Source organism: uncultured Ruminobacter sp. (genome assembly GCA_902764345.1).
Lineage (GTDB): Bacteria > Pseudomonadota > Gammaproteobacteria > Enterobacterales > Succinivibrionaceae > Ruminobacter.
In genome coordinates this window covers 64,695-89,575 of sequence record CACWVT010000005.1, presented here as the reverse complement: position 1 = coordinate 89,575, position 24,881 = coordinate 64,695, and the positions used below count along the sequence as shown (strand labels likewise).

Here is a 24,881-nt window from a genome sequence, read left to right as displayed (position 1 = left end):
TTATTCCACGGTTACTGATTTTGCAAGATTGCGCGGTTTATCAACGTCTGTTCCCTTGATGATGGCAACATAGTACGCCAAAAGCTGCAGAATTACATTATATGCGATTGGGGCAATAAGTTCGTCAACCTCATCAATTTCGGTGAATCTAATGTTTGGATCATTGGTAAGACCAAGCTTAGGAGTACCAAACACGTACAAAATACCTCTTCTGGCACTTACTTCCTCAATATTTGAGCGAAGCTTAGCCAAAAGGTCGTTATTAGGCGCTACCACGATGACCGGCATGTCTGCATCGATTAACGCAATAGGACCATGTTTTAATTCACCGGCGGCATATGCTTCAGCATGGATATAACTGATTTCCTTAAGCTTAAGTGCACCTTCCATGGCTATCGGATACATAGCGCCCCTGCCTAAAAACAGTGCGTTACGCTTGTTTACGAATTCTCTGGAGATTTCCTCAACCTTACCATCAAGAGCCAGTGCCTTTTCAATTGAAGGAGCCAGTTTTCTTAAGGAAGCAACATAACTCTTTTCCTCTTCAGAAGAAATGGTTCCCTTAACCACGCCTATTGAACCAACCAGTAAAAGCAGGGACACCAGTTGTGTGGTAAACGCCTTGGTTGAAGCCACACAGATTTCACGGCCGGCCCTGGTAAGGAATACCAGTTCAGATTCCCTTACTAGTGAAGACCCGGGAACGTTACAAATACACAGGGTATGGGCATATCCCTTCTGCTTTGCAATACGTACTGCCGCCAGCGTATCGGCGGTTTCGCCTGATTGTGAAAGAGTCACAAACAGAGTGTTTTTCTGGGTAATGCTCTTTCTGTATCTGAATTCAGATGCGATTTCCACGTCGGTAGGAAGCCCGGCAAGGGACTCAAACCATTCTCTGGCCATGAGACCGGCATGATAAGATGTACCGCAGGCAACAATCTTAATTCTTTCAATATCCTTGAACACATCCCTGGCATTGGTACCGAAACATTCCACCACAAAGTGTTCATCGGATATTCTCCCTGCAAGGGTATCTGTTACAACCTTTGTCTGTTCGTAAATTTCTTTTTGCATGAAATGACGGTATTCGCCCTTAACGGCTTCGTCGTTTTCAATGTTTACTTCAGCAACAGGACGCTGTACCTCATTACCGTTTCTGTCATAAATGACTATCTTGAAGCGGGAAACGTCGGCAATATCACCTTCTTCAAGATAAATGAATCTGTGGGTGATTGGGAACAAAGCCACAGGATCTGATGCAACAAAGTTTTCACCGATGCCGAGACCAATGACAATCGGACTGCCGCTTCTGGCGGCAACCAGATGATCAGGCTCATTCTTATTGATGATTACGGTACCGTAAGCCCCCTTCACATCCTTAATGGCTCTTTTAGTGGCGCTGAGAAGACTGCCTTCGGAATCAAGGTATGAATTTACCAGAGCCACAAAAACCTCAGTGTCTGTTTCAGAAGTAAAAACATGTCCATGTTCGGCAAGGTTCTTCTTAATTTCGATGTAGTTTTCAATGATGCCGTTATGCACAATTGCCAAAGGACCTGCAACATGCGGATGGGCATTACTGACTGACGGCTTGCCGTGCGTTGCCCATCTGGTGTGGGCAATTCCGAGACCTCCGGCCAGGGTATGTTCCCCAACGGCCTTAACCAGTTCATTGACTTTACCGAGACTTCTTATTCTCTGGATTTCATTATCGTGGACAACTGCAATACCCGCAGAATCATATCCGCGATACTCCAATCTTCTTAAACCTTCCAATAAAATATCAGAAACATCTCTCTGAGCTATCGCCCCTACAATTCCACACATAACATTGTCCTATCTGTATTTAAAATCTATTTCTTTTTTTCAGGTCTCTTCCAACCGCTGATTGTACGCATCGCAGCCCTGGTGATTACCAGATTGTCGGCCTCAACGTTTTTCGTAACGGTGGTGCCGGCCCCGATGGTTACGTTGTCACCAATGGTTACCGGAGCCACAATCTGGGTGTCAGAACCGACAAATACGTTATTTCCGATAACGGTCTTCCACTTATTGGCACCGTCATAGTTACAGGTAATGGTACCGGCACCTATATTAACATTTTCACCGATTTCGCTGTCGCCAAGATAAGATAGATGCCCTGCTTTAGTACCGTTCGCCAGTTTAGACTTCTTGACTTCAACAAAGTTTCCGACGTGCACCTGTTCTCCCAATACGCACCCTGGTCTGAAACGTGCAAATGGTCCGAGTGTTGCCCCCCTTCCGATTTCACTGTCTTCGATGACGGTATACGGACTGATTACTGAATCATCGGCAATTGTACAGTTTTTTAAAACGCAACCTGCGCCGATGACAACGTTATTACCCAGCTTTACGTTTCCTTCGATAATGACATTGACGTCAAGTGAGGTATTGGCACCAAATTCCAGATTTCCCCTGAAATCCACCCTTGAAGGATCCATGAGAATCAGACCATCAGTCATGTATTTTTCAGCAAGACGCTTCTGATAACATCTTTCTGCTTCGGCCAGCTGAATTTTATTGTTTATACCCTCGCATTCCTTTGAATTTGCAGCTACAGCAGAACTTACCGGAATATTTTTCCCGCATGCCAGAGAAATAACGTCGGTGAGATAGTATTCACCCTGACTGTTATTGTTCTTCACCTGCTTCAGAAGTTCATTGAGAGACTCATAATCACCGGCAATAACCCCGGTATTGATTTCATTAATGAGCTTCTCTTCTGGTGTGCAATCCTTATCCTCAACGATGGCAGTAACCATGCCTGAAGCATCTCTTTTAATTCTGCCAAGACCTGCAGGATGCTCCACAACGGAAGTAAGAACGGCCACGCCCTTATCCCCAAAACTGTTTATAAGGGCATTAAGGGTTTCACCGGTAATAAGAGGAATATCGGAAACAAGAATCAGAATCTTACTGTTAGGTCTGCAGTTTGGCAGTGCCTGAAGAACGGCATGCCCTGTACCGAGAAGTTCCTTCTGCATTACATAATCATAGTCGCCACCGATAGTATCCTTAACGATGTTACCGCCAAAACCGTACACTATATGAATCTTTTCAGGATTAAGCTTTGAAGCGTTGTCTATGACGTGACGTAAAATTTCCTTACCGCCCACTTTATGTAAAACTTTAGGCAGATGAGAATGCATTCTTGAGCCTTTACCTGCTGCAAGAATGATAACTTCCAATGACATAATTACAATCTCTCTGATTCAAAATTAAAAACCTGTTACATTATAGACTAAACGATATGTTAGCTCTACTAACATACTTCCTAATTTTACGGACCTGCCGCACAATCGTAAATTAAATAAAACCTTATGATGACTGCCTTACGTCCATGTAGTCATTTAAACCCCAAGCCAGAATTGACATTCGGAAGAAACAACATTTCCTTAATCGGAATAAATCTCACTATTTTTTTACATTGCACGCAATGTCATAACATAAGTTACTTTACAAACATGAGTACTATAAAAAAACAATAAACGAAACAAATATTTTAAATTTACGTTTTCTTCCGCAAACAGATTTTTAAGAAAAATTTACCAACATAAACAGGATAATAATCCTCAGATTATAAAAAAAATCCGCACTCGTACTTTATTGAAACATACCGTGCGGAATTTGTACTGAAAGGTTTTGTTAATGTTAACGATGACCAAACTTTCTGGTTAATTCAACCGCATGAAGCTTGGACAAAGCTCTAGAAAGTTCGGCAAGAGCAGCTGAGTAATCCTGATCCTTTGGCCCCTTAGCCAGTTTGGCTTCAGCCTGTCTCTTGGATTCAAGAGCCAGTGATTCATCGATATCCTCACCACGGATTGCCGTATCAACGAGAACGGTCACACTCTTTGGCTGAACTTCCAGAACCCCTCCGTAAACGTTAACAAGTCTTTTGTCCCCGGACGGAGTAACATAAACAACATTACTGGAGTTTATGAAGGTCAGTAACGGACTGTGTCCCGGATGAATGCCTATGCCACCTTCAACACCTTCAACATTAACCTGAGCAACGTTATCCGAAAAAATATATTTTTCAGCACTAACGATACGTAGGTGTATTGTCTTATCCTGCTGGTTCTTTTCTTCTTTTTGCTCTGCCATATGAACCTCTTAATCAGTTACATGCTTTTGGCTTTTTCCATCGCTTCTTCAATGGTACCCACCATGTAGAAAGCCTGCTCAGGTAATGAATCAACATCTCCGTTGATAATTGCACTGAAACCTCTGATGGTATCCTTTAATGGCACATATTTTCCTTCTCTGCCGGTAAATACTTCTGCTACGCTGAACGGCTGAGACAGGAATCTTTCAATCTTTCTGGCTCTTGATACTACGAGCTTATCATCTTCTGATAATTCATCCATACCAAGAATTGCAATGATATCCTTAAGTTCCTTGTATCTCTGCAGAACAGTCTGAACACCGCGAGCTGTTTCATAGTGTTCCTTTCCGACAATGAACGGATCCAACTGTCTTGATGTTGAATCAAGAGGATCAACGGCAGGATAAATACCAAGAGCAGCAATCTGACGGGAAAGCACCACGGTAGCATCCAGATGTGCGAATGTTGTTGCCGGGCTTGGGTCAGTAAGGTCATCCGCAGGTACATATACAGCCTGAACAGAGGTAATTGAACCATTCTTGGTTGAAGTTATACGTTCCTGTAATGCACCCATTTCTTCTGCGAGTGTAGGCTGATAACCTACGGCTGAAGGCATACGTCCAAGCAGAGCTGATACTTCGGTACCGGCAAGGGTGTAACGATAGATATTATCGATAAACAGCAGAACATCCTTACCTTCGTCACGGAACTTTTCAGCAACTGTTAAACCGGTTAAAGCCACACGAAGTCTGTTTCCAGGAGGTTCGTTCATCTGACCGTAAACCATTGATACCTTATCAAGTACGTTTGATTCCTTCATTTCGAAATAGAAGTCGTTACCTTCACGGGTTCTTTCACCGACACCGGTAAATACGGAAAGACCTGAATGAGCTTTTGCAATGTTATTGATTAACTCCATCATGTTTACGGTCTTACCCACACCGGCACCGCCGAACAGACCAACCTTACCGCCCTTGGCAAAAGGACAGATAAGATCGATAACCTTAATACCTGTTTCCAGTATTTCAGTAGTATTTGACTGTTCTTCGTATGTTGGAGCAGCGCGGTGAATAACCCAACGTTCCTTTTCATTGATAGGACCGGCTTCATCAACCGGCTCACCTAAAACATTCATAATACGGCCTAATGTTTCATGACCTACGGGAACCTTAATGCCTTCACCAGTATCAATTACTTCAGCACCTCTGGTCAGACCATCGGAAGACCCCATGGTAATACAACGGGCAATGCCGCCACCAATCTGCTGCTGAACTTCCAGAACCAGCCCCTTTGAATGTCCTTCACTAACAACTACAAGAGCGTTATAAATCTTTGGTATTTTGTCCTGTGGAAACTCTACGTCCACTACAGCACCGATAATCTGTACAACGATACCTTTCGAAACGTTCTTATCTGTACTCATGTTAACCTCATTATATTAATCTTTTAAACAGCAGCGGCACCGGAAACTATTTCCGTAAGTTCCTGAGTGATGCCGGCCTGTCTAGCCTTGTTATATACCAGCTGTAAATCATCAACCAAACGTTCAGCATTATCAGTAGCTGCCTTCATTGCCACCATTCTGGCTGCCTGTTCCGAAGCAAGATTTTCCACAACTCCCTGATAAACCACTGATTCAATGTATCTTGAGAAGATGGTATTCAGTAATTGTTCTGCATCAGGTTCATAAATGTAATCCCAATAATCATCCTTAACAGAACTGTTTTCATTCGGAATTAAAGGAATTATCTGTTCTATTACCGGGGTCTGAACCATTGTATTGACAAACTTGTTGTAAACAATGCAGAGCCTGTCAATTTCCCCCTTGTTATACGCCTGAAGCATCAGTCTTACGGCACCAATCAGGTTTTCAACCTTAGGATCATCCCCCATACCAGAAACATGAGCCATGGTCTTAAGTCCGAACTTACTGAAAAAGTTACAGGCCTTGCTCCCTAATAAAGCAACGCTGCTTTCCACACCCTTCGACTGATATTCACTTATCTGAGTCAGTACGTTTTTAAACAGATTTATGTTTAATCCGCCACAAAGACCACGGTCAGTGGATACAATTATATATCCCACGTTCTTTATCGGTCTTTCAACAGTATAAGGATGCTTATACTCAAGATGAGCACGGGCAATATGACCTATCAATTTCAGCATTGCACTGGTATAAGGTCTGCTGTGCTCCATGCGCTCCTGAGCCTTACGCATTTTTGAAGCAGCCACCATCTGCATTGCGCTGGTGATCTTCTGTGTGTTCTTCACACTGAAAATTTTGCTTCTGACTTCCTTGGCACCTGGCATTACAAGCTCCTTGTTAGGTTTACCTATTAAAAGGTCTGAGTTTCCTTAAACTTATTGAGAATATCAGTAAGCTTCTGAATCAACTCATCGTTATAATCAGGATTTGCGTTAATGTTCTTCATGTCTTCTGCGTATGATGACTGAGCAAAACTTAGCAGAGAGGTTTCAAATGAGGCAACCTTATCCAATTCGATGTCTTCAATAAATCCTCTTTCTGCAGCAAAAAGCAACAGAGCCTGTTGAGCAACATCTAATGGCTGATACTGTTTCTGCTTCATAAGTTCAGTAACCTTCTCACCGTGATTCAGCTGTTTGCGTGTTGCTTCATCGAGATCACTTGAGAACTGAGAAAACGCAGCCAATTCACGATACTGAGCCAAAGCAGTACGAATACCGCCGGACAGTTTCTTTATCAGCTTAGTCTGTGCAGCACCACCAACACGTGACACTGAAATACCAGGGTCAACCGCAGGTCTGATACCGGCATTGAATGACTGAGTGGTTAAGAATATCTGACCATCTGTAATTGAAATAACGTTTGTAGGTACAAACGCAGACACGTCGCCGGCCTGAGTTTCAATTATAGGCAGAGCTGTCAGAGAACCTGTCTTACCCTTAACTGCGCCATTTGTTATCTTTTCCACGTATTCTGCGTTGATTCTCGCAGCTCTTTCGAGCAGACGTGAATGTAAGTAGAATACGTCACCAGGATATGCTTCACGTCCAGGCGGACGACGGAGCAACAGAGAAATCTGACGATACGCAACGGCATGCTTTGAAAGATCGTCGTAAATGATCAGTGCATCTTCACCATGCTGCATGAAGTATTCACCCATTGCACAGCCTGCATAAGGAGCTATGTACTGAAGGGCTGCCGTGTCTGAGGCTGAAGCTGCAACAACAATTGTGTTATCGAGAGCGTCGTGTTCCTGAAGATTTCTAACAACATTGGCAATTGTTGAGGCTTTCTGACCAATGGCTACATAAATACATTTTACGCCGTAATTTTTCTGATTGATTATGGTATCAATGGCCAAAGCAGTCTTACCGACCTGTCTGTCACCGATAATAAGTTCACGCTGACCTCTGCCGATAGGAATCATGGCATCAACAGACTTGTAACCGGTCTGAATAGGCTGAGATACTGATTTTCTGGCAATAACCCCCGGAGCGATTACTTCAACAGGAGAAAAACCATCATTCTTCACAGGCCCCTTACCGTCAATAGGACGACCGAGCGCATCTACTACACGGCCGAGTAAACCATTACCTACAGGAACTTCAAGTATACGACCAGTACATTTTACCTTGTCGCCTTCCTTAATGTCTGTATAAGGACCCATCACAATGGCACCTACACAGTCACGTTCCAGATTTAAAGCCAATCCGAACTTATTGCCGGGTAACTCTAACATTTCACCCTGCATAACATCATTTATGCCGTGAATACGTACAATACCGTCTGATACGGAAACAACCGTACCTTCGGATCTGGCTTCCGTAACAACTTCAAAATGCTCAATTCTTTCCTTTATAAGATTGGCTATTTCAATAGAATTCAGTTGCATACTTAAATTCCTTTCTATGATAATAAGGAACCGGATAATCTACCCAGTTTTCCACTAATGCTTTCGTCAATCACTTTATTTTCGATTTTTAAAATCAAACCGCCAATAATTGATGAATCTACAGTATTTACAAGTTCAAACTTCTTATCGTACTTCTCTTCAAGACGTTTTTTAATCTTATTGAGCTGCTCTGATGAAAGCTGTTTGGCCGATACAATCTCTGCAATGCCTACCTTCTTTAACTCATCATACAATTCACGATACAGCTTAAGAATATCCTTAACGGCTTCAAAACGCTTGTACTCAAGTAAAAGTCTTACAAAGTTTTCCTGATTCTTATCGAGATGTTCTTCTAGAATCGTTCTTATAAAATTCAGTTTGTATTCATCGGTATAACTGTTTCCTGCTGACAGAACGGAGGAAACAGTGGTTACCTGCTCAAGCATTGATAAAAATTCAAACCATTCATCAGTTCTGTTGTGTTCTTTTGCATAATCAAACGCTGCTCTGGCATATGGTCTGGCTATTGTTGCATAATCAGACATAACAACTCCTTAGATATGCTTTAAAACATCATCAACCATTGCTGATTCGGATTTTGCATCCAGTTTGGTCTCAATAATCTTCTGAGTTCCTATAACAACAAGATTGGAAAGTTCCTTTCTGAGTTCTTCCTTAACCCTGTTTTTTTCACTCTGAATTTCAGCTTCAGCAGTCTTAATGATGGAAGCTTTTTCCAGCTTAGCCTCTTCGGCCGCCTTATCAATTATCTGATCTCTCTTCTTATTTGCCGCATCGACAATTTCAACAGCCTGCTGATGGGCCTTCTTTATAATTTCCTTGGACTGAACCTCTGTCAGTTCACTTTTCTGAACAGCCTCTCTTGCTTTATCAAGACTATCCTGAATCTCTTTCTGTCTTTCGGAAATTGTCTTTAAGATTTCGGGCCACAGGAAACGCATACAGATAAAAACAAATATTCCAAATGCAATCATCTGTATAACAAACGTCATATTAATGTTCATAATACGCCCCTCAATGGCTTAATTATTTTACAACTGCGTAAAGACCAAGACCTGTCGCAATCATTGGAATAGCGTCAACAAGACCCATAACGATAAAGAACTGGGTTCTTAAGAGGCTGAGTAAGTCAGGCTGTCTGGCAACACCTTCCATGAATTTAGATAGCGGCACCGATTGATGCAAGACCGAACATTAAACCCGCTGCAATATAAATAAATTCCATAAAATAACCTCCTTGTACTACTCTTCAGTCGTTGAGGCTGAAGCCAGGTATACTATAGTTAAAATCATAAAAATGAATGCCTGCAGGAATATAATAAGAATATGGAATAAAGCCCACACCAGATTGAGGATAATACCTGAAATTGCCCCAACAGGGAGCACTCCCAGCAGTGATGAGCTTAAACATACGCAGATGATAACTGCTGCAGTAACAATTGATAGCCACATCTTCCCTTTATTTTCCCTGCGTAAGAAAGCCAGAACAAGCAAGCCTAAAGCAAAGAAAAGATCAATCATATAAAATACTTTTATTAACTCTTCGGAAACTTGTCCGTTGTACATTAAGATTGACTCAAATACGGCAAGAGCTATGGCGGCCAGAGAAAGGAACGAACAGATCGACTTTGAAACAGATGAATCCTTGCTTCTAAAATGCATCAACAGGAACAGTATGCCTAGGAGAGCATTGAGTGTAATAACGGAAATTATGGAATCACCGCTAGGTTCAAAGCCAAAGAAAATAGTGATCAGAATAAAGATGGTTTCACCGGCATACATGTTTCCAAAAAGTCGCAAACCTAAGGAAACAGGCTTAGCCAGAAGGGAAATACCTTCCAGGAAAATATTTACAGGAGCCAGGAACCATGTATTGAAAGGATGCAGAGCATAATCCTTAACAAATCCCTTTATTCCCTTATATTTGAAAGTATAAGCAAGAATCAGCATGAAAATGGTGACTGACATCCCCATGGTGACGTTAACATCCGCAGAAGGAACGACTCTTATGTAAGGAACCCCTAATCCCTTACAGATGTTCGGGAGTAAATCAACCGGAAGAAGATCAAGCAGATTCATTGAAAACACCCACATAAATACCGTAAGAGCCAGCGGGGCAATCAATTTATTCTGAACATGAAAAATATCTTTAACAGACTGGTTAACAAAACCAACGACCATTTCTATGGCAGTAAGGAATTTACCTGGAACCTTGGATTTCTTTTCCAAATTTTTTCCTATCCAGAATAATCCAAGAATTAAAAAGCCAAGAAATATTGAGATTATTGAAGAATCGAGGTTAATCAGATTAAAATCAACGATTTCCTGAGTTTCACCTGATTCGTAAGGTACACAGGTACTGGTAAACAAATCTGACATCCGACAGTCTGTTGCACCGAGTTTTGTCAAACACTGATCCGGTGTCTGGTGGTCTGCAAGACAGTTGGTGTAGTCACTCACACTTGTAACTTTTTTACTGTTTTTGATAACCCAGCCGTTTGAGTAATCTACCTGCAAGAACTGCAAATGATGGTTTATATATTCAGTAATACCATTTTCTTCAACTTTAGCTGCTTCATTTGCCATGATATCTATTCCTGTTTAATCCGAAAAGCGCAGGTAACAAGCACTGTTTGCTGTGTAATTATTTGCAAAATAAATGCCAAAAAAAATATAAAATAGCTAATCGGAATAAATTTAAATATTATCGTGCATAAGGTAATCAATACCGTAAACTTGATAATAAAAACAATTATGTAACTAAATAAAACCATTTCCGGAATGACAGTCGCTCTGGCCTCTCCTGCTATAAAAAAACTGGATGATATGTAAGCCATAAGATACACACCACTGCCGAGAGCTGAGGATATAAGAACCTTTTCAAAACTGTCAAATAAGAAATACTGATTGATGACAATACAGATCGATGTAAAGATAACGGCAACCAAAAAATTGGTTATAAAGGTCCCCCTGACTATTTGAAAAACCCGGTCGTTATCTGCTTTACAACGCATTGATATATCCCAAAAATAGATTTTTCTCTAATCACTCTGCCTATAATTTAGTGCAAAAAATCAAAAAAATCAAATGTTATAGGCCAATGAGAGCTTTTATTTTCTCTAATTCGTCAGCATTTCTGTATGACAGAACAAACTTCCCCTTATTGCTTCCGGAACTAATGCATTTAACATTAAGATTTGAGAATCTTTCTGAAAAACGGCTTTTCAACTGTTCAAAACCGGCATCTATCGTTTTTTCCTTCTTTTCCTTAGGATTAAGAAGATCCTTAACTAGTTTTTCAGTCTCTCTCACGGTTAAACCACGTTGAACAACAGAAATAGCTGTATTCTCCTGAGTTTCACCATGAAGCGACAGAAGAGCCCTTGCATGCCCCATTTCAAGATCTCCGGATCTAAGAAGTTCCTTGGTTTTTTCAGCTAAAGAATTTAATCTCAGAAGATTGGTAACAGAAGATCTTGATTTTCCTAAAATATCAGCTACAGCCTCATGAGTAAGACTGAGTTCATTCACCAGACGATTCAAACCTTCCGCTTCTTCAATAATATTTAAATCCTCTCTCTGAATATTCTCTATCAGGGAAATGATCATGGCATTTCTGTCGGTAAGTTCCTTAACTAGACACGGAACCGTATTGAGCCCCGCCAATTTGGCAGCCTGCCATCTTCTTTCACCGGCAATGATTTCATAAACATGGTCCCCTATTCTTCTCACAATAATAGGCTGAATCAAACCCTGCTGCTTAATTGATTCTGACAATTCAGTCAGTGATTCAGGATCCATGTCTTTTCTTGGCTGATACTTACCTCGAGTCAGGAAATTGATGTCAAGCTGCTTTAATTCATTACCGTTATCGTGCATGACATCTTTTACTTTAAATTCAGTTTCGGAATTATTGTTCTGAAGTAAAGAGCCAAGTCCCTTACCTAGTTTACCGCCCATTTGTCCGTCCAATTAAAGTTAGTTAATTAAAATTACTCTTTTCCTGATTATTCAGAAACTCTCCTGCCAGAGCAAGATAAGCTTTTGTACCAAGACATGATTTATCATAGTACAAAGCAGGCTTTCCGTAACTCGGAGCTTCAGCCAATTTTATATTTCTAGGAATTATGGTTTTATAAATCTTGTCTTTGAAATGTTCTATTAAATCGTCTGAAACTTCTGTAGCAAGTCTGGCTCTGCCGTCAAACATGGTTCTTAAAATACCTTCGATTTTAAGCTTTTCATTAATGTTTTCTTTTATTTGTTTAATTGTATCTGTCAGTGCTGATAAACCTTCAAGTGAAAAATATTCACACTGCATAGGAACAATTATCGAATCTGCGGCACATAACGCATTGACGGTTAAAAGATTCAATGCAGGAGGACAGTCAATGAATATATAGTCATATCTGTTTTTTATTTCATCCAAAGCCTTTTTTAAACGACTTTCTCTTGCATAGAAATTCATTAACCCTACTTCTGCGGCTGTAAGATCACTGTTCGTTGGAATGATATGATAGCCGCCTGTTGTTTCTGTCAGTATTTCATCTTCAGCTTTGCTTCCTTCCATAAGAATGTTGTATACATTCTTTTCGATGTCAAACTTGGAAATTCCACTGGCCATTGTGGCGTTTCCCTGCGGATCCAAATCTACCAGAAGGATTTTTTTCTGGGTAGCTAAAGAAGCAGAAAGATTAACGCAACTAGTGGTTTTGCCAACTCCGCCTTTTTGATTGGCAAAAGCAATTATCTTACCCATTAATTATTTTTTCCCTATAACGATTAAGTGTCTTTCACCGAGAGTTTGTGGAACGTTTAATTTATTAATACTGATTATTTTGTAATTGGCGTCTATTTCAGACAATTCTGTCGAATCAGCCTGACCTTTTAGAGCCAGAAATTTAGTATCCTCGTCAGCCATGTTTCCACAAAGCATAAGCATGTCTTTAAGAGATGCAAAAGCGCGGCTCAGTATACCATCAAAGTGAATTGGATTTGGTTGACTGTTCTCAAAATTTTCACATCTGCCAAGAATAGGAAATATATTTTTTATATTAAATTCTCTTTTTACCTGTTTAATAAAGTTGATTCTCTTGCTCTGGCTGTCGAGTAAATAAAAATTCTTATCAGGATTGATTATTGCAAGAGGAATTCCGGGTAACCCTGGACCTGTACCTACATCAATGAAATTTACGCCTTCTAAGAATCCGGAAACAGCCAAAGAATCAATGAGATGCTTATCAATCATCTGCTCAACATCTCTAACAGAAGTCAGATTATAGGTTTTATTCCACTTATCCATCAACTTAATGAAATTAAGCAGTAATTCCTTTTGTTCAGCCGGAATATCGATATTAATATGCTTTAACCCTTTTTCCAGCTTTTCTTCTAATCTTGCCATTTGTAATCCTAACTGTTCTTAATACCCAATAATCCGAGTTTCTTTAAATGAACCAAAAGAATTGAAATTGCGGCTGGCGTGATTCCCGAAATTCTTGAAGCTTTACCTATGGTTTCAGGCTTAAAATCATTGAGTTTAAAAATAACTTCCTTAGATAATCCTGGGATTTGGTTATAGTCGAAGTCTAAAGGCAGATAAGTATTCTCATTTTTCTTTTGCTTATCGATTTCATCCTGCTGGTGATCAATATAACCTTCATACTTCACCTGAATCTCAACCTGTGATGATGCCTGCTCATTGGTTGCAATAGGTTCAAGCTCAGCAGTTTTCATCATATTTTCAAAAGTAACTTCAGGTCTGCGTAAAATTTCCAACAAAGACTGTTCTTTGCTTATAGGAGTTTTCAGAATAGTGTTTAATTTATTGGCAATGGCATTACCAGGTCCAATCCAGGTATCTTTCAGACGCTGTTTTTCTTTTTCGATCATATCAAGCTTATCTTCAAAGAATTTCCAGCGAACATCGTCTACAAGTCCTAATTCTCTTCCCTTCGGTGTAAGTCTGATGTCTGCATTATCTTCTCTCAGAAGGAGTCTGTATTCTGCACGGCTGGTAAACATGCGGTAAGGTTCATTGGTACCAAGAGTACAAAGATCATCCATCAGAACACCGACATATGCTTCATCTCTTTTCGGACACCATGATTCTTTTTCCTGTACTCTTAAACCTGCATTGATACCTGCAAGCATGCCCTGAGCAGCAGCTTCTTCATAACCTGTGGTACCGTTTATCTGTCCTGCGAAGAAAAGATTCTTAATACACTTGTTTTCCATATTTTCTTTCAGATCTCTAGGATCGAAGAAATCATATTCTATGGCGTATGCGGGTCTTACTAGTACTGCGTTTTCCAGACCACTCATGGAATGAACCATATCCACCTGAACATCAAAAGGAAGACTGGTTGATATACCGTTAGGATACAGTTCGTTCGTGTAAAGACTTTCTGGTTCAATAAAGATCTGATGAGAATCCTTATCAGGGTATCTCATGATTTTATCTTCGATCGATGGACAGTATCTAGGTCCGATACTATGAATAACACCTGAATACAAAGGACTTCTGTCTAAATTCTTTCTTATGATGTCGTGTGTTTTTTCATTAGTATGAGTTATGTAGCAGCAAACCTGCTGAGGGTGATCTTCAGGTTTACTTAAATATGAAAATACTGGAATTACGGCGTCAGGCAGCTGTTTCTGCATTTTTTCAAAGTTTACTGTTCTTTTATCAATACGGCATGGAGTTCCTGTTTTAAGTCTGCCCATACGAAGGTTAAGTTCGTGAAGCCTTTGAGACAATGCAATGCTAGCGGCATCTCCGGCTCTGCCACCTGAGTAGTGTTCTAATCCTATATGAATCAGTCCGTTAAGGAAAGTACCGTTACAAAGAACAACAGCTTTACCTCTTATTTTGATATTGGCCTGGGTAACAACACCTGCCACGGTATCACCTTCCATTAATAGGTCTGTACAAGGCTGTTGGAACAGGGTCAGATTTGGATAGTTTTCCAAAATCTTTCGCATTTCCATTTTATATAGAACACGGTCTGTCTGAGCTCTTGTTGCTCTTACTGCTGGGCCTTTTGATGAATTCAGTGTTCTGAATTGAATGCCTGCCAGATCTACTGCACGTGCTGTAACGCCGCCTAAGGCGTCGATTTCTTTAATCAGATGGCCTTTACCTAAACCACCAAAAGCTGGATTACAGGACATTTGTCCAAGTGTTTCCAGATTATGCGTAAGTAATAAGGTTTTTAAGCCCATTCTTGCACTTGCCGTACATGCTTCTATACCGGCATGACCACCACCTACTACTATTACATCAAAAGTTTCATGGTAAAACATAAAGGCCTCTTTGAATTATTATTGAAGGTTTTCTAAAAATTGACTGCATTTTAATGTTTTTTGATTATTTAGTCATTTTTTAGAGACAGATTTTTGTTTTTTTGCTTTTCTCTTTATTCTATATTTTATTAAATCAATTTCTTTTTCTTTTCTTTTTACTTCTTCGGATCCTGTGTTTAAGTGGATGCCACCCTTATTTTATGCGGGTTTCCGTTATTTTTAACTTTGAAGAAATATTATCTTTTGACATGATTAAATGCTGTGTCCAATTTTGAATAATTTAATATGTAAACAAAAAATGTTAATTTATTCACATGTTAATAATATATCCACCGAATAAACATGCACACGTTAGTATTTCTGTGAATTATATGTTTGTCAACATAGGGCAATGTATATGCTAAAGCTAGTAAAATCAATGGCTTTAGGCAATTTTTAAAACATTGAAGGATTACTAATATGTCAATAACGTTGTCTATTATATATGAGTTTTTGTGTGTTAACGGTGATTTTTTTTGATTTTGTTTTTACGGTTTTTAACATATTTTTTCTGAAAATGTTTTCTTTACAGTTATGGTGTTGTTAATTGTGAAGATCTGAAGATGAAGGTTGTTTTTAAATTGTATTCTTAAGGTGTATATGTTTCGGTTTTTAAATATTACCTTTCAGCTGTGTTTAACTGATTCATTTTTTTTATGAGTGAGAATACTGATAATTAATAAAGATATGTCCGTTACAGACAAGGTAAAGTAATTATGTGGAGCGTGATGATATGTATAAATAATTGTTAGGATTATTGTAATGTCAAATTCAGTAAATGCTTTATCAAATAAAAAAAGGAACTCTATCAGAGTTCCTTTTTGTTAAAAACAGTGCGTTATTGATTAAACACGCTTCTTGAATTCGTTAGTACGGGTATCGATTTCAATCTTATCACCAGTCTTTACGAAATCAGCAACGCTAATTTCATAACCGGTACCTGCAAGACGTGCTGGCTTGGTAACCTTACCTGAAGTATCACCGCGAACAGATGGTTCGGTGTATTCTACTTCTCTTACGATGGTGATTGGTAATTCAAGACTAATTGCCTTACCGTTGTAGAAAGTAACAGTGCATTCGTCATCCATACCGTCAACGATGTAATTGATTGCATCACCTAAGTATTCTTTTTCGATTTCATACTGGTTGTATTCTTCATCCATGAATACATACATTGGATCACTGTAATAAGAATAGGTACAGGTCTTGTGTTCAAGGATTACGTCTTCAAGCTTTTCATCAGCCTTAAATACGGTTTCAGTACCACCTTCGCTGAGGAGGTTCTTTAATTTCATCTTAACAACAGCAGCGTTACGGCCTGACTTGTTGAATTCAGACTTAAGAACAACCATTGGGTTGTTATTTACGATGATAACGTTGCCGGCGCGGATTTCCTGTGCGGTTTTCATGTATTCTCTACCTTATAGATAAAAGTTAAAATTTTCTTTCAGTCAAATCGTAGTAGAACTTTAAAAGATTTGTGCTGAGGTTATTGTTTGCATATAAATAATCAGACCACTTCTCAGCAGCCTCGCAAATTTTATCGTATTCTAGCATAAATTCATTAAAATTTGCACAAAGTATATCTTGACTTGATATTTTCTCATTGAATTTTACCATTGCCTTTCTGATGACTGATGCGGTCTCATCTGTTGCGAATTTACAGAATCTGTCCAGCATTGCTTCCAACTTTTCCAGATGCGCATTATTATCCTGTTCATATATATGCCAAATAAATGGAGTACCGTATAACATGGCCTGACAAATGGAATCTTCACCCCTGACAAGATTTAAATCGGTGCTTCCGAGAATTTTATCGAATTCTGACTGTTCTACCATCGGGTATTCATGACACACGGCGTGAGGAAATTCATTTTTTAATTCTTCAAAAAAACCTGTGTTTTTAAGATAATCAGTACTTCTGCTTTCCGGAAGGAGGAGCAGGGTTTCTGGGTGATGTTTCAGTACGCACTCAATTACTGTTTTTATATTTGGAGTTTCATAGCAGAAAATAAAAAACCAGAATCTGTCTGAAAGAGTCTGATTAAGCCCCAATTGTCTGCATACATGATGTCTCAGCTCTTTCTTATCCAGCTTTAAGGTATTGCTGTTGAAGTTTATTCCTCCTGTTCCGGAGGTAAAACCAGGAAAGAAAAAGAACTTTTTTAAACCTCTGTTCTGAAGAGACGGCAGTTTATGGCATCCTTCAATCCAGTCTTCGGCAGAGAGGTATTCCAGATTTATCCATATGGTCTTGTCCGTGAACTTTTCAATGAAAGATTCAGGAATATTGCATGCAAAAGCTTCTATAACCATGTCACCAGGCATGTAGTTTTCTATCTGATCCTGCCATCTGTATAATTTGAGATTTTTTCCATTAAAACAGCAAATCTGGAAGTTTTTTGACGGATTCACCTCATGGAATATCTTGGCAAAAACTTCAAGATGATCTGAAATTATTGTCACTGAATGGTCAGATAACATAAGTTCTTTGGCAAGTCTCCAGCAGACCCCGATATCCCCGTAATTATCAATTACTCTGCAGAATATGTCTATGTTCATGTTTATTTATTCATCTGTTAAGGTTAATGCAATACAATATGCAGATATTATCCCAATAAGGAGAGGATAAAGACAACTTAAATGCAGGAAGAATAAACATTATTTCCGTTTGACTTTGATATCGGCATAATGGTTGAGTTATTGCTAACCAGTTTGTTGTATTTTTGTACTATGTTTTGTGATTATTGATATACTAACATTCTTAAAAGCATAAGTCTTTTGGATGATATACAAAAGTGGGGATTTTCGTGTCAGAAATGAAGAAGGTTATATGTGAGCAGTGCGATATTGTGCTTGATATACCTGAATGTGAAGGAGTTAAGGTAGGGGTATGTCCCAGATGCGGCAAAATTCTGCATCATTACCATCCTTCGCCCGTAAGATATTCATTATGCTTTGCAGTAAGTGCTCTGATAATGATTATATCAACAGACTTTCTTCCATTTATGAGCATAAATTTTTCAGGCCTGAACAATTCCGTAAATCTTTTGGATTATGTATCTGTTCTTGCAGATAATGATTTAGGTTTTGTAAGTATTTTGATAATGATGTTCATGCATTTTCTGCCAATAGTTGCATTAATTGCCATTATTATCTGTGATACGTGTTATTTGCTAAAAAAACGATATTTGTTTATATCAAGGCTGCTAAGAATATTTCAGTTCTGTAAACAGTGGAGCATGGTTGATGTTTTTGTGGTAGGAGTCCTAGTAAGCCTTATAAAACTGGTTAATCTTGTTGATGTGGTATATGAGTTTGGTTTCTGGTCATATATTATTTTTGCACTGATGTTCATATTGGCCATGAGCCGTTTTCATGTACAGGTCATGTGGGAGTATTTCTTTCCGGAAACAGAAACTGAAAGGCCTATTATCAGTGGCATTACCGCATATAAACAGGATTTTGCTGACTGCCATCTATGTGGCGGAATAGTTGATGTGCGTAGGGGGCATAATTGTCCGAGATGTGGGGCGGAGGTGGCTTCTGTAAATGAGAACTGTATTCAGAAATGTCTGGCGTTTCTTATAGCAGCCGTGGCCATTTACATTCCTGCCAATATGTATCCAATGATGATAACTGTCTACATGGGAAACGGTGAGGAATCAACAATTCTTGAAGGTGTCGTTGTTCTGTGGGAGATGGGGTCTTATTTCGTATCCGCAGTTATTTTTTTAGCGAGTGTGTGTATTCCTATTCTTAAAATAATAGTTTTGTTTTATCTTTGTTGCATGTACAAAACATTCAAGAGAGCTAAAAAGAAGAAAATGCTTGGGATTCTTTACAGGACTGTGGAATATATAGGTAAATGGTCAATGGTTGATGTGTTTGTTGTTGCAATAATGGTTTCCATAGTAAGAATGGGGAATATTATGATAATAGATCCCGGTTCAGCACTTGTTTCTTTCGGTGCTGTAGTAATTCTCACAATCCTTGCCGCAAAGCAGTTTAATCCCAAGATTTTATGGTTGAACAGTGTAGATAATAATGATGGAGAACAGAATGAGTAAATCCATTAAGATCAGAAAAGAAAAGTTTTACTCCTTTGTTTGGATTATTCCTATTGTTGCTGTGTGTATAGCATTTTCTCTGGTATATTCAACGCATTTTAATAAAGGTCCAAAAATTTCACTGATCCTAAATTCTGCTGATGGTCTTGAAGCAGGAAAAACAGCTATTAAGACTAAAAGTGTAGAGGTCGGCAAGATTGTTTCCATTTCACTGACTGATGATTTGAAGCACGTAATTGCAGAAGCTCAGATGAACAAGGATGTTGCTCATCTCTTAAACAATGAGAGTAAATTCTGGATTGAAAAACCTCGTGTTGACAGAAAAGGTGTCAGTGGTCTGAGTACTATTCTCTCTGGTTATTACATTGAAATGCTGCCAAGTAAAATTGGAAAACCGGAAAAGACATTTGTTGTACTGGATGAGCCGCCTGCTGATCTTGATTCATCAAATGGACTTTATGTCTCTCTTATATCGACATCAAATAAAAAAATTACAGCCGGAGATATCATAAGATTTAAAGGGATGACTGCAGGATCAGTGGTAACGGCCGATTACGATTTCCGCAATCACTATCTTGTATATAACGTGGTAATTAAGCCTCCTTTTGATAAGATTGTAACAAACAGTTCTCGTTTTTGGATATCGAGCGGTATTTCTGCAACGATGGGGGCTGAAGGATTTCATATTGATACAGATTCCCTTGAAAGCATAATAAGCGGTGGTATCAGTTTTGACACTCCGGACGTAGATGTTTATTCATCATCAAAGCCTGGTACCGGACATAGATTTACTCTTTACGATAATTTTGAAGAGATTTCAAACAGATACGATGATGATAAAACAATAGATTTCGTTATTCTGCTGAACAAACCTCCGAAGGGGCTTGTCTATGGTTCACCGGTATATTTCAGCGGGGTTCAGGTAGGCATAGTTAAGAAAGTGCCGTATTTTAAGCAGGGATTTGAACTGTTTTATGATGAGGTAAGCAAGTCTGCTGTAATGATCAGCATTCAGATGCAACGTTTTGAGCATAATAATAACCGTAGTGTGGAGGAACTTCGTTCTGATATAGTTAATTTGATTCAGAACAAGAATCTTACTGCTTCAGTGGAGACTTTAAATCTTCTGACTCAGAGAAACATGATAAGTCTGTATGAAGAAATACCTGCTAATGGCGGGGCTGCTACTTCCAGAAACGATATTGAGTACTTTGACGGCTACGTAGTCATTCCTTCCCAGGAAATAGATTTCAGCGGACTGCAGCAGGATATAGCTACTTTTGCACATAATCTGAGTGAATTAAAGATTAACGAAATGGTTGATAATGTAAATGCTCTTATTAAGAGTTCAACACAAACCTCTGATAATCTGGCAGAAATAAGTAAGAATATTAACCTGATTGTTGAAAAACTACAGAGGGATGACATTTCAGGCGAACTTCTTGATACATTAAATTTATTGAGACAGACTCTCAATTCATATGGTGAAGATTCTCCTCTGTACAGCGAACTCCATAAGAGTCTTAAAAATCTTAATGATACCGTTTCTTCATTGAAACCGGTCATGAGAAAGGTAGATGAAAAATCAAACTCACTGGTTTTTTCCTACGATAAGCAGGATCCACAGCCTAAAGCTGCTAAATAATAAAGGGCGTGTTATATGAAATTTAATAAATTAGTATGTACCGCTGCTGTCATGATGACTGTATTAAGCGGATGTTCTGAAACCAAAGATATTAGGTATTACAGTCTTGATTCCGCTGACTACTATGCAAAGACAGGTAATATTAATAACAACGTTCTTTTCGTAAAAGGCGTGGTTGTTCCTGAGTACTTGGATTCAAAGTCCTTTGTTTTTAGGGGCTGGGGGCATGAGATTTTCTATACCAATGAAAATAAATGGATTCAGGAGCTGAGTGTGCTTCTGAATGATTCATTACTTAAAAATCTGCGAAACAGAACTGAAAAATGGTTTGTTACTAATGATAAATCGATAAAGAATAATGCTGAACTGACTGTGAGTATCAATAATTTTGAACTTAACGATAAAAGCATTGCAGTTGTAGATTTTGACTATAAATTCATAGATGGAAATAAAAATCTGAAAATCGGTACTGTTCATCACGAGGAAAAAATGACTGGTGATGGTTATGATGCCATGGTTTCTGCTTTGAATACTGCATGGCAGAGCGCCGTAGATGAAATGGTTATGCATATTGATAATTAATCAGATATGCATAACCGACAAAGGAACATCCTTTAGGTTCATAATACTTCCGGATGTTCCTCTTTTGTTTACGGACTCAAAATAACGGTAAATCCTGATTTTTATTTACCAACGCAGAAAGTACTGAATATTTTTCCCAGCAGGTCATCTGCCGTAAAGCGTCCAAGAATATCATTGAGATTGTTCTGTGCGTTTCTAAGCTCCTCAGCACAGAGTTCAAATGCTGACATACAGTTGATGAGTTCAATTCCCTTCTGTAGATGTACAAGCGCTTCCTCAAGGGATTCAAGATGTCTTCTTCTGGCAGAGAATAATCCCTCAGTGGTATTGTTGTAACCTGCACACTTTTTTAGATGTTCACGCAGATTGTCCATTCCAGTTAAATCTTTGGAACAGAATGGTATTTGAGGATAATTACTTAATTCATTTGGAATTGAGTAATCCGATACCAAATCAGTTTTATTACAGATTATGCTGAAAGGTACTTTATTACCTGTACGTTCACTGATGTCTTTGAACAATTTTAATTGTTCCGTGTCTTCGTTTCTTGATACGTCAAATACAAACAGTATTCGGTCAGCCTCTTCAATTTCGTTCCATGCTCTGTTGATACCTATTTGCTCTACCAGATCGGATGTATGGGATCTCAGTCCTGCCGTATCTACAATATGCAGTGGAAGTCCGTCGATATCAATGTTTTCGTGAATGGCATCCCTTGTGGTACCTTCAATATTTGTTACTATGGCTAAATCTTTTCCACACAGTGCATTAAGCAGAGATGATTTTCCAGCATTAGGACGGCCTGCGATAACAATCTTGATACCTTCCTGTAGTATAACCCCTTGTCTGGCTTCGTTCAGCAGTGAGGTTATGGCATCTACAAGAACGTGCATTTCTTTTTCGACCTGCCCGTCATTGATGAAATCAATGCTTTCATCAGGAAAATCAATTGTCGCTTCTACGTATGTACGCAGTTTGATAAGCCTGTCGTTTATATTATTGATTTTTTCGGAGAAAACCCCCTGCAGAGAACGACTTGCACTTAATGCTGCTTTTTCGCTGCTTGCATTGATTAAATCAATGATTGCTTCTGCTTGAGCCAAATCAATTTTACCGTTCAAAAAAGCTCTCTGTGTAAATTCTCCAGGACCAGCCTGTCTGACATCAGGAATGTTCAGTATTTCCTTAAGAAGCATATCCATGATTACCGGACCGCCGTGACACTGAAATTCAACAATATCATCCCCGGTAAAACTGTGGGGGGCTTTAAAGTACAGTGTTATTCCCTCATCAAGAACATCACCGTTACTTGATTTAAATTTTTGCAGGACAGCCATATGATCCGGAGGCAGACTGCCTGTAATGATTTTGCATATTTCTGTAGATTTTGGGCCGGCAACTCGTATTACTCCAATACCGCCTTTTCCTGAAGATGTGGCTATTGCCGCTATTGTTTCTTTATCCATGTGGTTTAATCCTGTAAAAAAGCCTCTGAAAATATTCTATCAGAGGCTTTTTTCTTTGAAAAATTTATTTGATATGAGAAAACAATTATGCTTTCTTTGTACTGTTTCTCATGCTAAGACCTTTTTTATCCAGTTGTCTGTATATTATTGTCTGCTGCACAATTGTTACAATGTTTGAGACAACCCAGTACAGTGTTAAACCTGCAGGGAATGTACAGAACATGAACGTAAATACCACAGTCATAACAGTCATAACAGTCTTTTGGGTCTGATCTGTTGTTGCACTCATTGAAACTCTTTGAGTAATAAACATGGTTAGCCCCATAAGCAAAGGTAACACATAGTACGGATCCAGAACTGACAGGTCCTTAATCCAAAGGATGAAAGGAGAATGTCTGAGTTCAGTTGATTCCATCAGTGTCCAATACAATGCTATAAAAATAGGCATCTGTATAAACATAGGCAGACAGCCACCAAGCGGATTTACCTTTTCAGTTTGGTAAAGACGCATTGTTTCCTGACTTAATCTCTGTCTGTCGTCCTTATATTTTTCCTTAAGTTGGTTTAATTTTGGAGCCAACTGCTTCATCTTTGCCATGCTTTCATACTGCTTCTTTGTGAGAGGGAACATTAAACCTCTTACAATGAGAGTCAGAATGATAATGGCAACACCCCAGTTTGATACCAGACTGTGTATAACCTTAAGGCACCAGAAGAGGGCGGAAGAAATAGGAGATAACCATCCATAATCGATTGTTAAATCGAGATGGTTGCTGGTCTCTTTCATTTCATCCTGAATCTTAGGACCTATCCAAAGATTGTTTGATAACTTAATCTTTGTATCAGGTCCTGCTGTAACATTTACCGGAGATGAACGTAAGCCGATAACTGCGGTTGTACCGTTATCGAGAGACTGAGTGAAAACAGTATTCTGATGATTTGTAAGTCCGATCCATGATGATACAAAGTAATGCTGGATCATGCTTACCCAACCGCCTTCAGCTGTATCTACAGTGTCATAATTCTTTTTTGCGATATCCTCAAATGAAATCTTTGAATACTTAGTATCGCTGTTTGAGTATGCTGCTCCCCTGTAAGCTGAGGCCATGAATACTCCGGAACCATCGTCAGGTACGGTAACACTCTGAATTAACTTTGATTCCATTGTTACAGCCATGTTATTTTTGATATTTGTAATGGCGTAATCCACGTTAACCACATGTTTGCACTGGGTAAACGTAAAGGTTTTTGTGAATTCAGTTCCGTTCTTGTCTGTGTAGGTGAGAGGAACGGATAATTTAGCAAGTTTTGCTTCATCTTCATTACTGAGTTTCTGACAGTCGATGCCTTCAGCAGGTTTCATTGCAAAGGATGAGCCTGTGGCGTTGAATTTAGGGTGAAGTGCGTACCTTGCTTCACTTTCTTCGATTACAATATCGCTGGTAGCATAGTACTTGAAATCTGGCTCATACTTAAACAGATGAAAGTTTTCATCAGAATCAATGGTCTGTTTCTGATCCTTTAAATCAGCAACGATAATGTCACCGCCGTTTAAACTTATTTGGATTGAGTGGAGATCAGTATCAATCTGAATTTTTTCAGAGTCTGCCAGTGATTTTTCATTTGCCGAATCACTGTTTGATATTACTTCCAGCTGTGGTTGATTTGCTTTTTTTGCTTCTTCGGCTTTGTCTCCGAAGTATGTATATGCCGCGATACCAGATACAATCAAAAAAAACATTAGCG

General features: G+C 39.1%; 19 protein-coding genes and 3 pseudogenes. 3 read left to right on the top strand and 19 right to left on the bottom strand.

Translation table 11 applies throughout. The annotated features are described in order from the left end of the window. The 17 genes and pseudogenes from glmS to earP form a co-directional block, all read right to left on the bottom strand. On the bottom strand, positions 1-1,830 hold the full coding sequence (gene glmS, locus QZU58_RS02110) for a glutamine--fructose-6-phosphate transaminase (isomerizing) (protein ID WP_294494348.1): 1,830 nt from the start codon (positions 1,828-1,830) through the stop codon (positions 1-3). A gap of 26 nt (positions 1,831-1,856) precedes the next feature. After that, positions 1,857-3,218 (bottom strand): bifunctional UDP-N-acetylglucosamine diphosphorylase/glucosamine-1-phosphate N-acetyltransferase GlmU, encoded by a 1,362-nt coding sequence (gene glmU / locus QZU58_RS02105; protein WP_294494346.1) that lies wholly within the window; start codon positions 3,216-3,218, stop codon positions 1,857-1,859. A gap of 457 nt (positions 3,219-3,675) precedes the next feature. Continuing rightward, on the bottom strand, positions 3,676-4,131 hold the full coding sequence (locus tag QZU58_RS02100) for a F0F1 ATP synthase subunit epsilon (protein WP_294494343.1): 456 nt from the start codon (positions 4,129-4,131) through the stop codon (positions 3,676-3,678). 17 nt (positions 4,132-4,148) lie between these two features. Next, on the bottom strand, positions 4,149-5,555 hold the full coding sequence (gene atpD, locus QZU58_RS02095) for a F0F1 ATP synthase subunit beta (RefSeq protein ID WP_294494341.1): 1,407 nt from the start codon (positions 5,553-5,555) through the stop codon (positions 4,149-4,151). A 23-nt stretch (positions 5,556-5,578) separates the two neighbouring features. Further along, on the bottom strand, positions 5,579-6,442 hold the full coding sequence (atpG, locus tag QZU58_RS02090; RefSeq protein ID WP_294494339.1) for a F0F1 ATP synthase subunit gamma: 864 nt from the start codon (positions 6,440-6,442) through the stop codon (positions 5,579-5,581). A gap of 26 nt (positions 6,443-6,468) precedes the next feature. Beyond that, positions 6,469-8,010: a F0F1 ATP synthase subunit alpha gene (atpA, locus tag QZU58_RS02085; protein WP_294494336.1), complete on the bottom strand. Its 1,542-nt coding sequence runs from the start codon at positions 8,008-8,010 to the stop codon at positions 6,469-6,471. A gap of 14 nt (positions 8,011-8,024) precedes the next feature. After that, positions 8,025-8,555: a F0F1 ATP synthase subunit delta gene (locus tag QZU58_RS02080; protein ID WP_294494333.1), complete on the bottom strand. Its 531-nt coding sequence runs from the start codon at positions 8,553-8,555 to the stop codon at positions 8,025-8,027. 9 nt (positions 8,556-8,564) lie between these two features. Next, the gene (locus QZU58_RS02075; RefSeq protein WP_294494331.1) at positions 8,565-9,035 is read right to left on the bottom strand and encodes a F0F1 ATP synthase subunit B; all 471 of its coding nucleotides are present in this window, start codon (positions 9,033-9,035) and stop codon (positions 8,565-8,567) included. Positions 9,036-9,057: 22 nt separating this feature from the next. Beyond that, positions 9,058-9,256, bottom strand: a pseudogene (gene atpE, locus QZU58_RS02070) (F0F1 ATP synthase subunit C). Positions 9,257-9,273: 17 nt separating this feature from the next. Continuing rightward, positions 9,274-9,372, bottom strand: a pseudogene (locus QZU58_RS10190) (F0F1 ATP synthase subunit A); the annotation flags it as partial. A gap of 330 nt (positions 9,373-9,702) precedes the next feature. After that, positions 9,703-10,617 (bottom strand): annotated as a pseudogene (gene atpB / locus QZU58_RS02065) (F0F1 ATP synthase subunit A); the annotation flags it as partial. 504 nt (positions 10,618-11,121) lie between these two features. Continuing rightward, complete coding sequence (locus QZU58_RS02060; protein WP_294460760.1) at positions 11,122-11,991, bottom strand: ParB/RepB/Spo0J family partition protein; 870 nt, start codon at positions 11,989-11,991, stop codon at positions 11,122-11,124. 22 nt (positions 11,992-12,013) lie between these two features. After that, a complete protein-coding gene (locus QZU58_RS02055; RefSeq protein ID WP_294460757.1) occupies positions 12,014-12,790 on the bottom strand; it encodes a ParA family protein in 777 nt (258 codons plus the stop codon). Between the two features lie 3 nt (positions 12,791-12,793). Then, the gene (gene rsmG, locus QZU58_RS02050) at positions 12,794-13,432 is read right to left on the bottom strand and encodes a 16S rRNA (guanine(527)-N(7))-methyltransferase RsmG (RefSeq protein ID WP_294460754.1); all 639 of its coding nucleotides are present in this window, start codon (positions 13,430-13,432) and stop codon (positions 12,794-12,796) included. 8 nt (positions 13,433-13,440) lie between these two features. Beyond that, positions 13,441-15,333: a tRNA uridine-5-carboxymethylaminomethyl(34) synthesis enzyme MnmG gene (gene mnmG / locus QZU58_RS02045; RefSeq protein WP_294494328.1), complete on the bottom strand. Its 1,893-nt coding sequence runs from the start codon at positions 15,331-15,333 to the stop codon at positions 13,441-13,443. Positions 15,334-16,217: 884 nt separating this feature from the next. Next, entirely contained in the window at positions 16,218-16,781 is a 564-nt protein-coding gene (gene efp, locus QZU58_RS02040; protein ID WP_294460750.1) for an elongation factor P, read from the bottom strand. A 25-nt stretch (positions 16,782-16,806) separates the two neighbouring features. Then, a complete protein-coding gene (gene earP, locus QZU58_RS02035; protein ID WP_294494325.1) occupies positions 16,807-17,934 on the bottom strand; it encodes an elongation factor P maturation arginine rhamnosyltransferase EarP in 1,128 nt (375 codons plus the stop codon). Between the two features lie 257 nt (positions 17,935-18,191). Between earP and QZU58_RS02030 the strand changes: the two genes are divergently transcribed. From QZU58_RS02030 to QZU58_RS02020, 3 genes are read left to right on the top strand one after another with little or no spacing between them, the layout of a single operon-like run. Further along, positions 18,192-19,442, top strand: a complete 1,251-nt coding sequence (locus QZU58_RS02030) for a PqiA/YebS family transporter subunit (protein ID WP_294494322.1) — start codon at positions 18,192-18,194, stop codon at positions 19,440-19,442. Next, entirely contained in the window at positions 19,435-21,087 is a 1,653-nt protein-coding gene (locus QZU58_RS02025; protein WP_294494319.1) for an MlaD family protein, read from the top strand. The genes QZU58_RS02030 and QZU58_RS02025 overlap by 8 nt, the downstream gene beginning before the upstream one ends. A gap of 15 nt (positions 21,088-21,102) precedes the next feature. Beyond that, positions 21,103-21,669 (top strand): ABC-type transport auxiliary lipoprotein family protein, encoded by a 567-nt coding sequence (locus tag QZU58_RS02020; RefSeq protein WP_294494316.1) that lies wholly within the window; start codon positions 21,103-21,105, stop codon positions 21,667-21,669. A 101-nt stretch (positions 21,670-21,770) separates the two neighbouring features. Here the strand turns inward: QZU58_RS02020 and mnmE are convergent, their stop codons facing one another. Both mnmE and yidC read right to left on the bottom strand, forming a co-directional pair. Continuing rightward, entirely contained in the window at positions 21,771-23,135 is a 1,365-nt protein-coding gene (gene mnmE, locus QZU58_RS02015) for a tRNA uridine-5-carboxymethylaminomethyl(34) synthesis GTPase MnmE (protein ID WP_294494314.1), read from the bottom strand. Positions 23,136-23,220: 85 nt separating this feature from the next. After that, positions 23,221-24,876, bottom strand: coding sequence for a membrane protein insertase YidC (gene yidC / locus QZU58_RS02010; protein WP_294494311.1), 1,656 nt, complete (start codon positions 24,874-24,876; stop codon positions 23,221-23,223). Between the last annotated feature and the right edge of the window lie 5 nt (positions 24,877-24,881).

What these genes read in the sequence shown, in the direction of transcription:
- mnmE (WP_294494314.1), bottom strand. Translation starts at nt 23,135, where the DNA reads ATGGATAAAGAAACAATAGCGGCAATAGCCACATCTTCAGGAAAAGGC.
- atpA (WP_294494336.1), bottom strand. Translation starts at nt 8,010, where the DNA reads ATGCAACTGAATTCTATTGAAATAGCCAATCTTATAAAGGAAAGAATT.
- rsmG (WP_294460754.1), bottom strand. Translation starts at nt 13,432, where the DNA reads ATGGCAAGATTAGAAGAAAAGCTGGAAAAAGGGTTAAAGCATATTAAT.
- efp (WP_294460750.1), bottom strand. Translation starts at nt 16,781, where the DNA reads ATGAAAACCGCACAGGAAATCCGCGCCGGCAACGTTATCATCGTAAAT.
- mnmG (WP_294494328.1), bottom strand. Translation starts at nt 15,333, where the DNA reads ATGTTTTACCATGAAACTTTTGATGTAATAGTAGTAGGTGGTGGTCAT.
- glmS (WP_294494348.1), bottom strand. Translation starts at nt 1,830, where the DNA reads ATGTGTGGAATTGTAGGGGCGATAGCTCAGAGAGATGTTTCTGATATT.
- glmU (WP_294494346.1), bottom strand. Translation starts at nt 3,218, where the DNA reads ATGTCATTGGAAGTTATCATTCTTGCAGCAGGTAAAGGCTCAAGAATG.
- QZU58_RS02100 (WP_294494343.1), bottom strand. Translation starts at nt 4,131, where the DNA reads ATGGCAGAGCAAAAAGAAGAAAAGAACCAGCAGGATAAGACAATACAC.
- earP (WP_294494325.1), bottom strand. Translation starts at nt 17,934, where the DNA reads ATGAACATAGACATATTCTGCAGAGTAATTGATAATTACGGGGATATC.
- atpD (WP_294494341.1), bottom strand. Translation starts at nt 5,555, where the DNA reads ATGAGTACAGATAAGAACGTTTCGAAAGGTATCGTTGTACAGATTATC.
- yidC (WP_294494311.1), bottom strand. Translation starts at nt 24,876, where the DNA reads ATGTTTTTTTTGATTGTATCTGGTATCGCGGCATATACATACTTCGGA.
- QZU58_RS02080 (WP_294494333.1), bottom strand. Translation starts at nt 8,555, where the DNA reads ATGTCTGATTATGCAACAATAGCCAGACCATATGCCAGAGCAGCGTTT.
- QZU58_RS02020 (WP_294494316.1), top strand. Translation starts at nt 21,103, where the DNA reads ATGAAATTTAATAAATTAGTATGTACCGCTGCTGTCATGATGACTGTA.
- QZU58_RS02030 (WP_294494322.1), top strand. Translation starts at nt 18,192, where the DNA reads ATGAAGAAGGTTATATGTGAGCAGTGCGATATTGTGCTTGATATACCT.
- QZU58_RS02060 (WP_294460760.1), bottom strand. Translation starts at nt 11,991, where the DNA reads ATGGGCGGTAAACTAGGTAAGGGACTTGGCTCTTTACTTCAGAACAAT.
- QZU58_RS02055 (WP_294460757.1), bottom strand. Translation starts at nt 12,790, where the DNA reads ATGGGTAAGATAATTGCTTTTGCCAATCAAAAAGGCGGAGTTGGCAAA.
- atpG (WP_294494339.1), bottom strand. Translation starts at nt 6,442, where the DNA reads ATGCCAGGTGCCAAGGAAGTCAGAAGCAAAATTTTCAGTGTGAAGAAC.
- QZU58_RS02025 (WP_294494319.1), top strand. Translation starts at nt 19,435, where the DNA reads ATGAGTAAATCCATTAAGATCAGAAAAGAAAAGTTTTACTCCTTTGTT.
- QZU58_RS02075 (WP_294494331.1), bottom strand. Translation starts at nt 9,035, where the DNA reads ATGAACATTAATATGACGTTTGTTATACAGATGATTGCATTTGGAATA.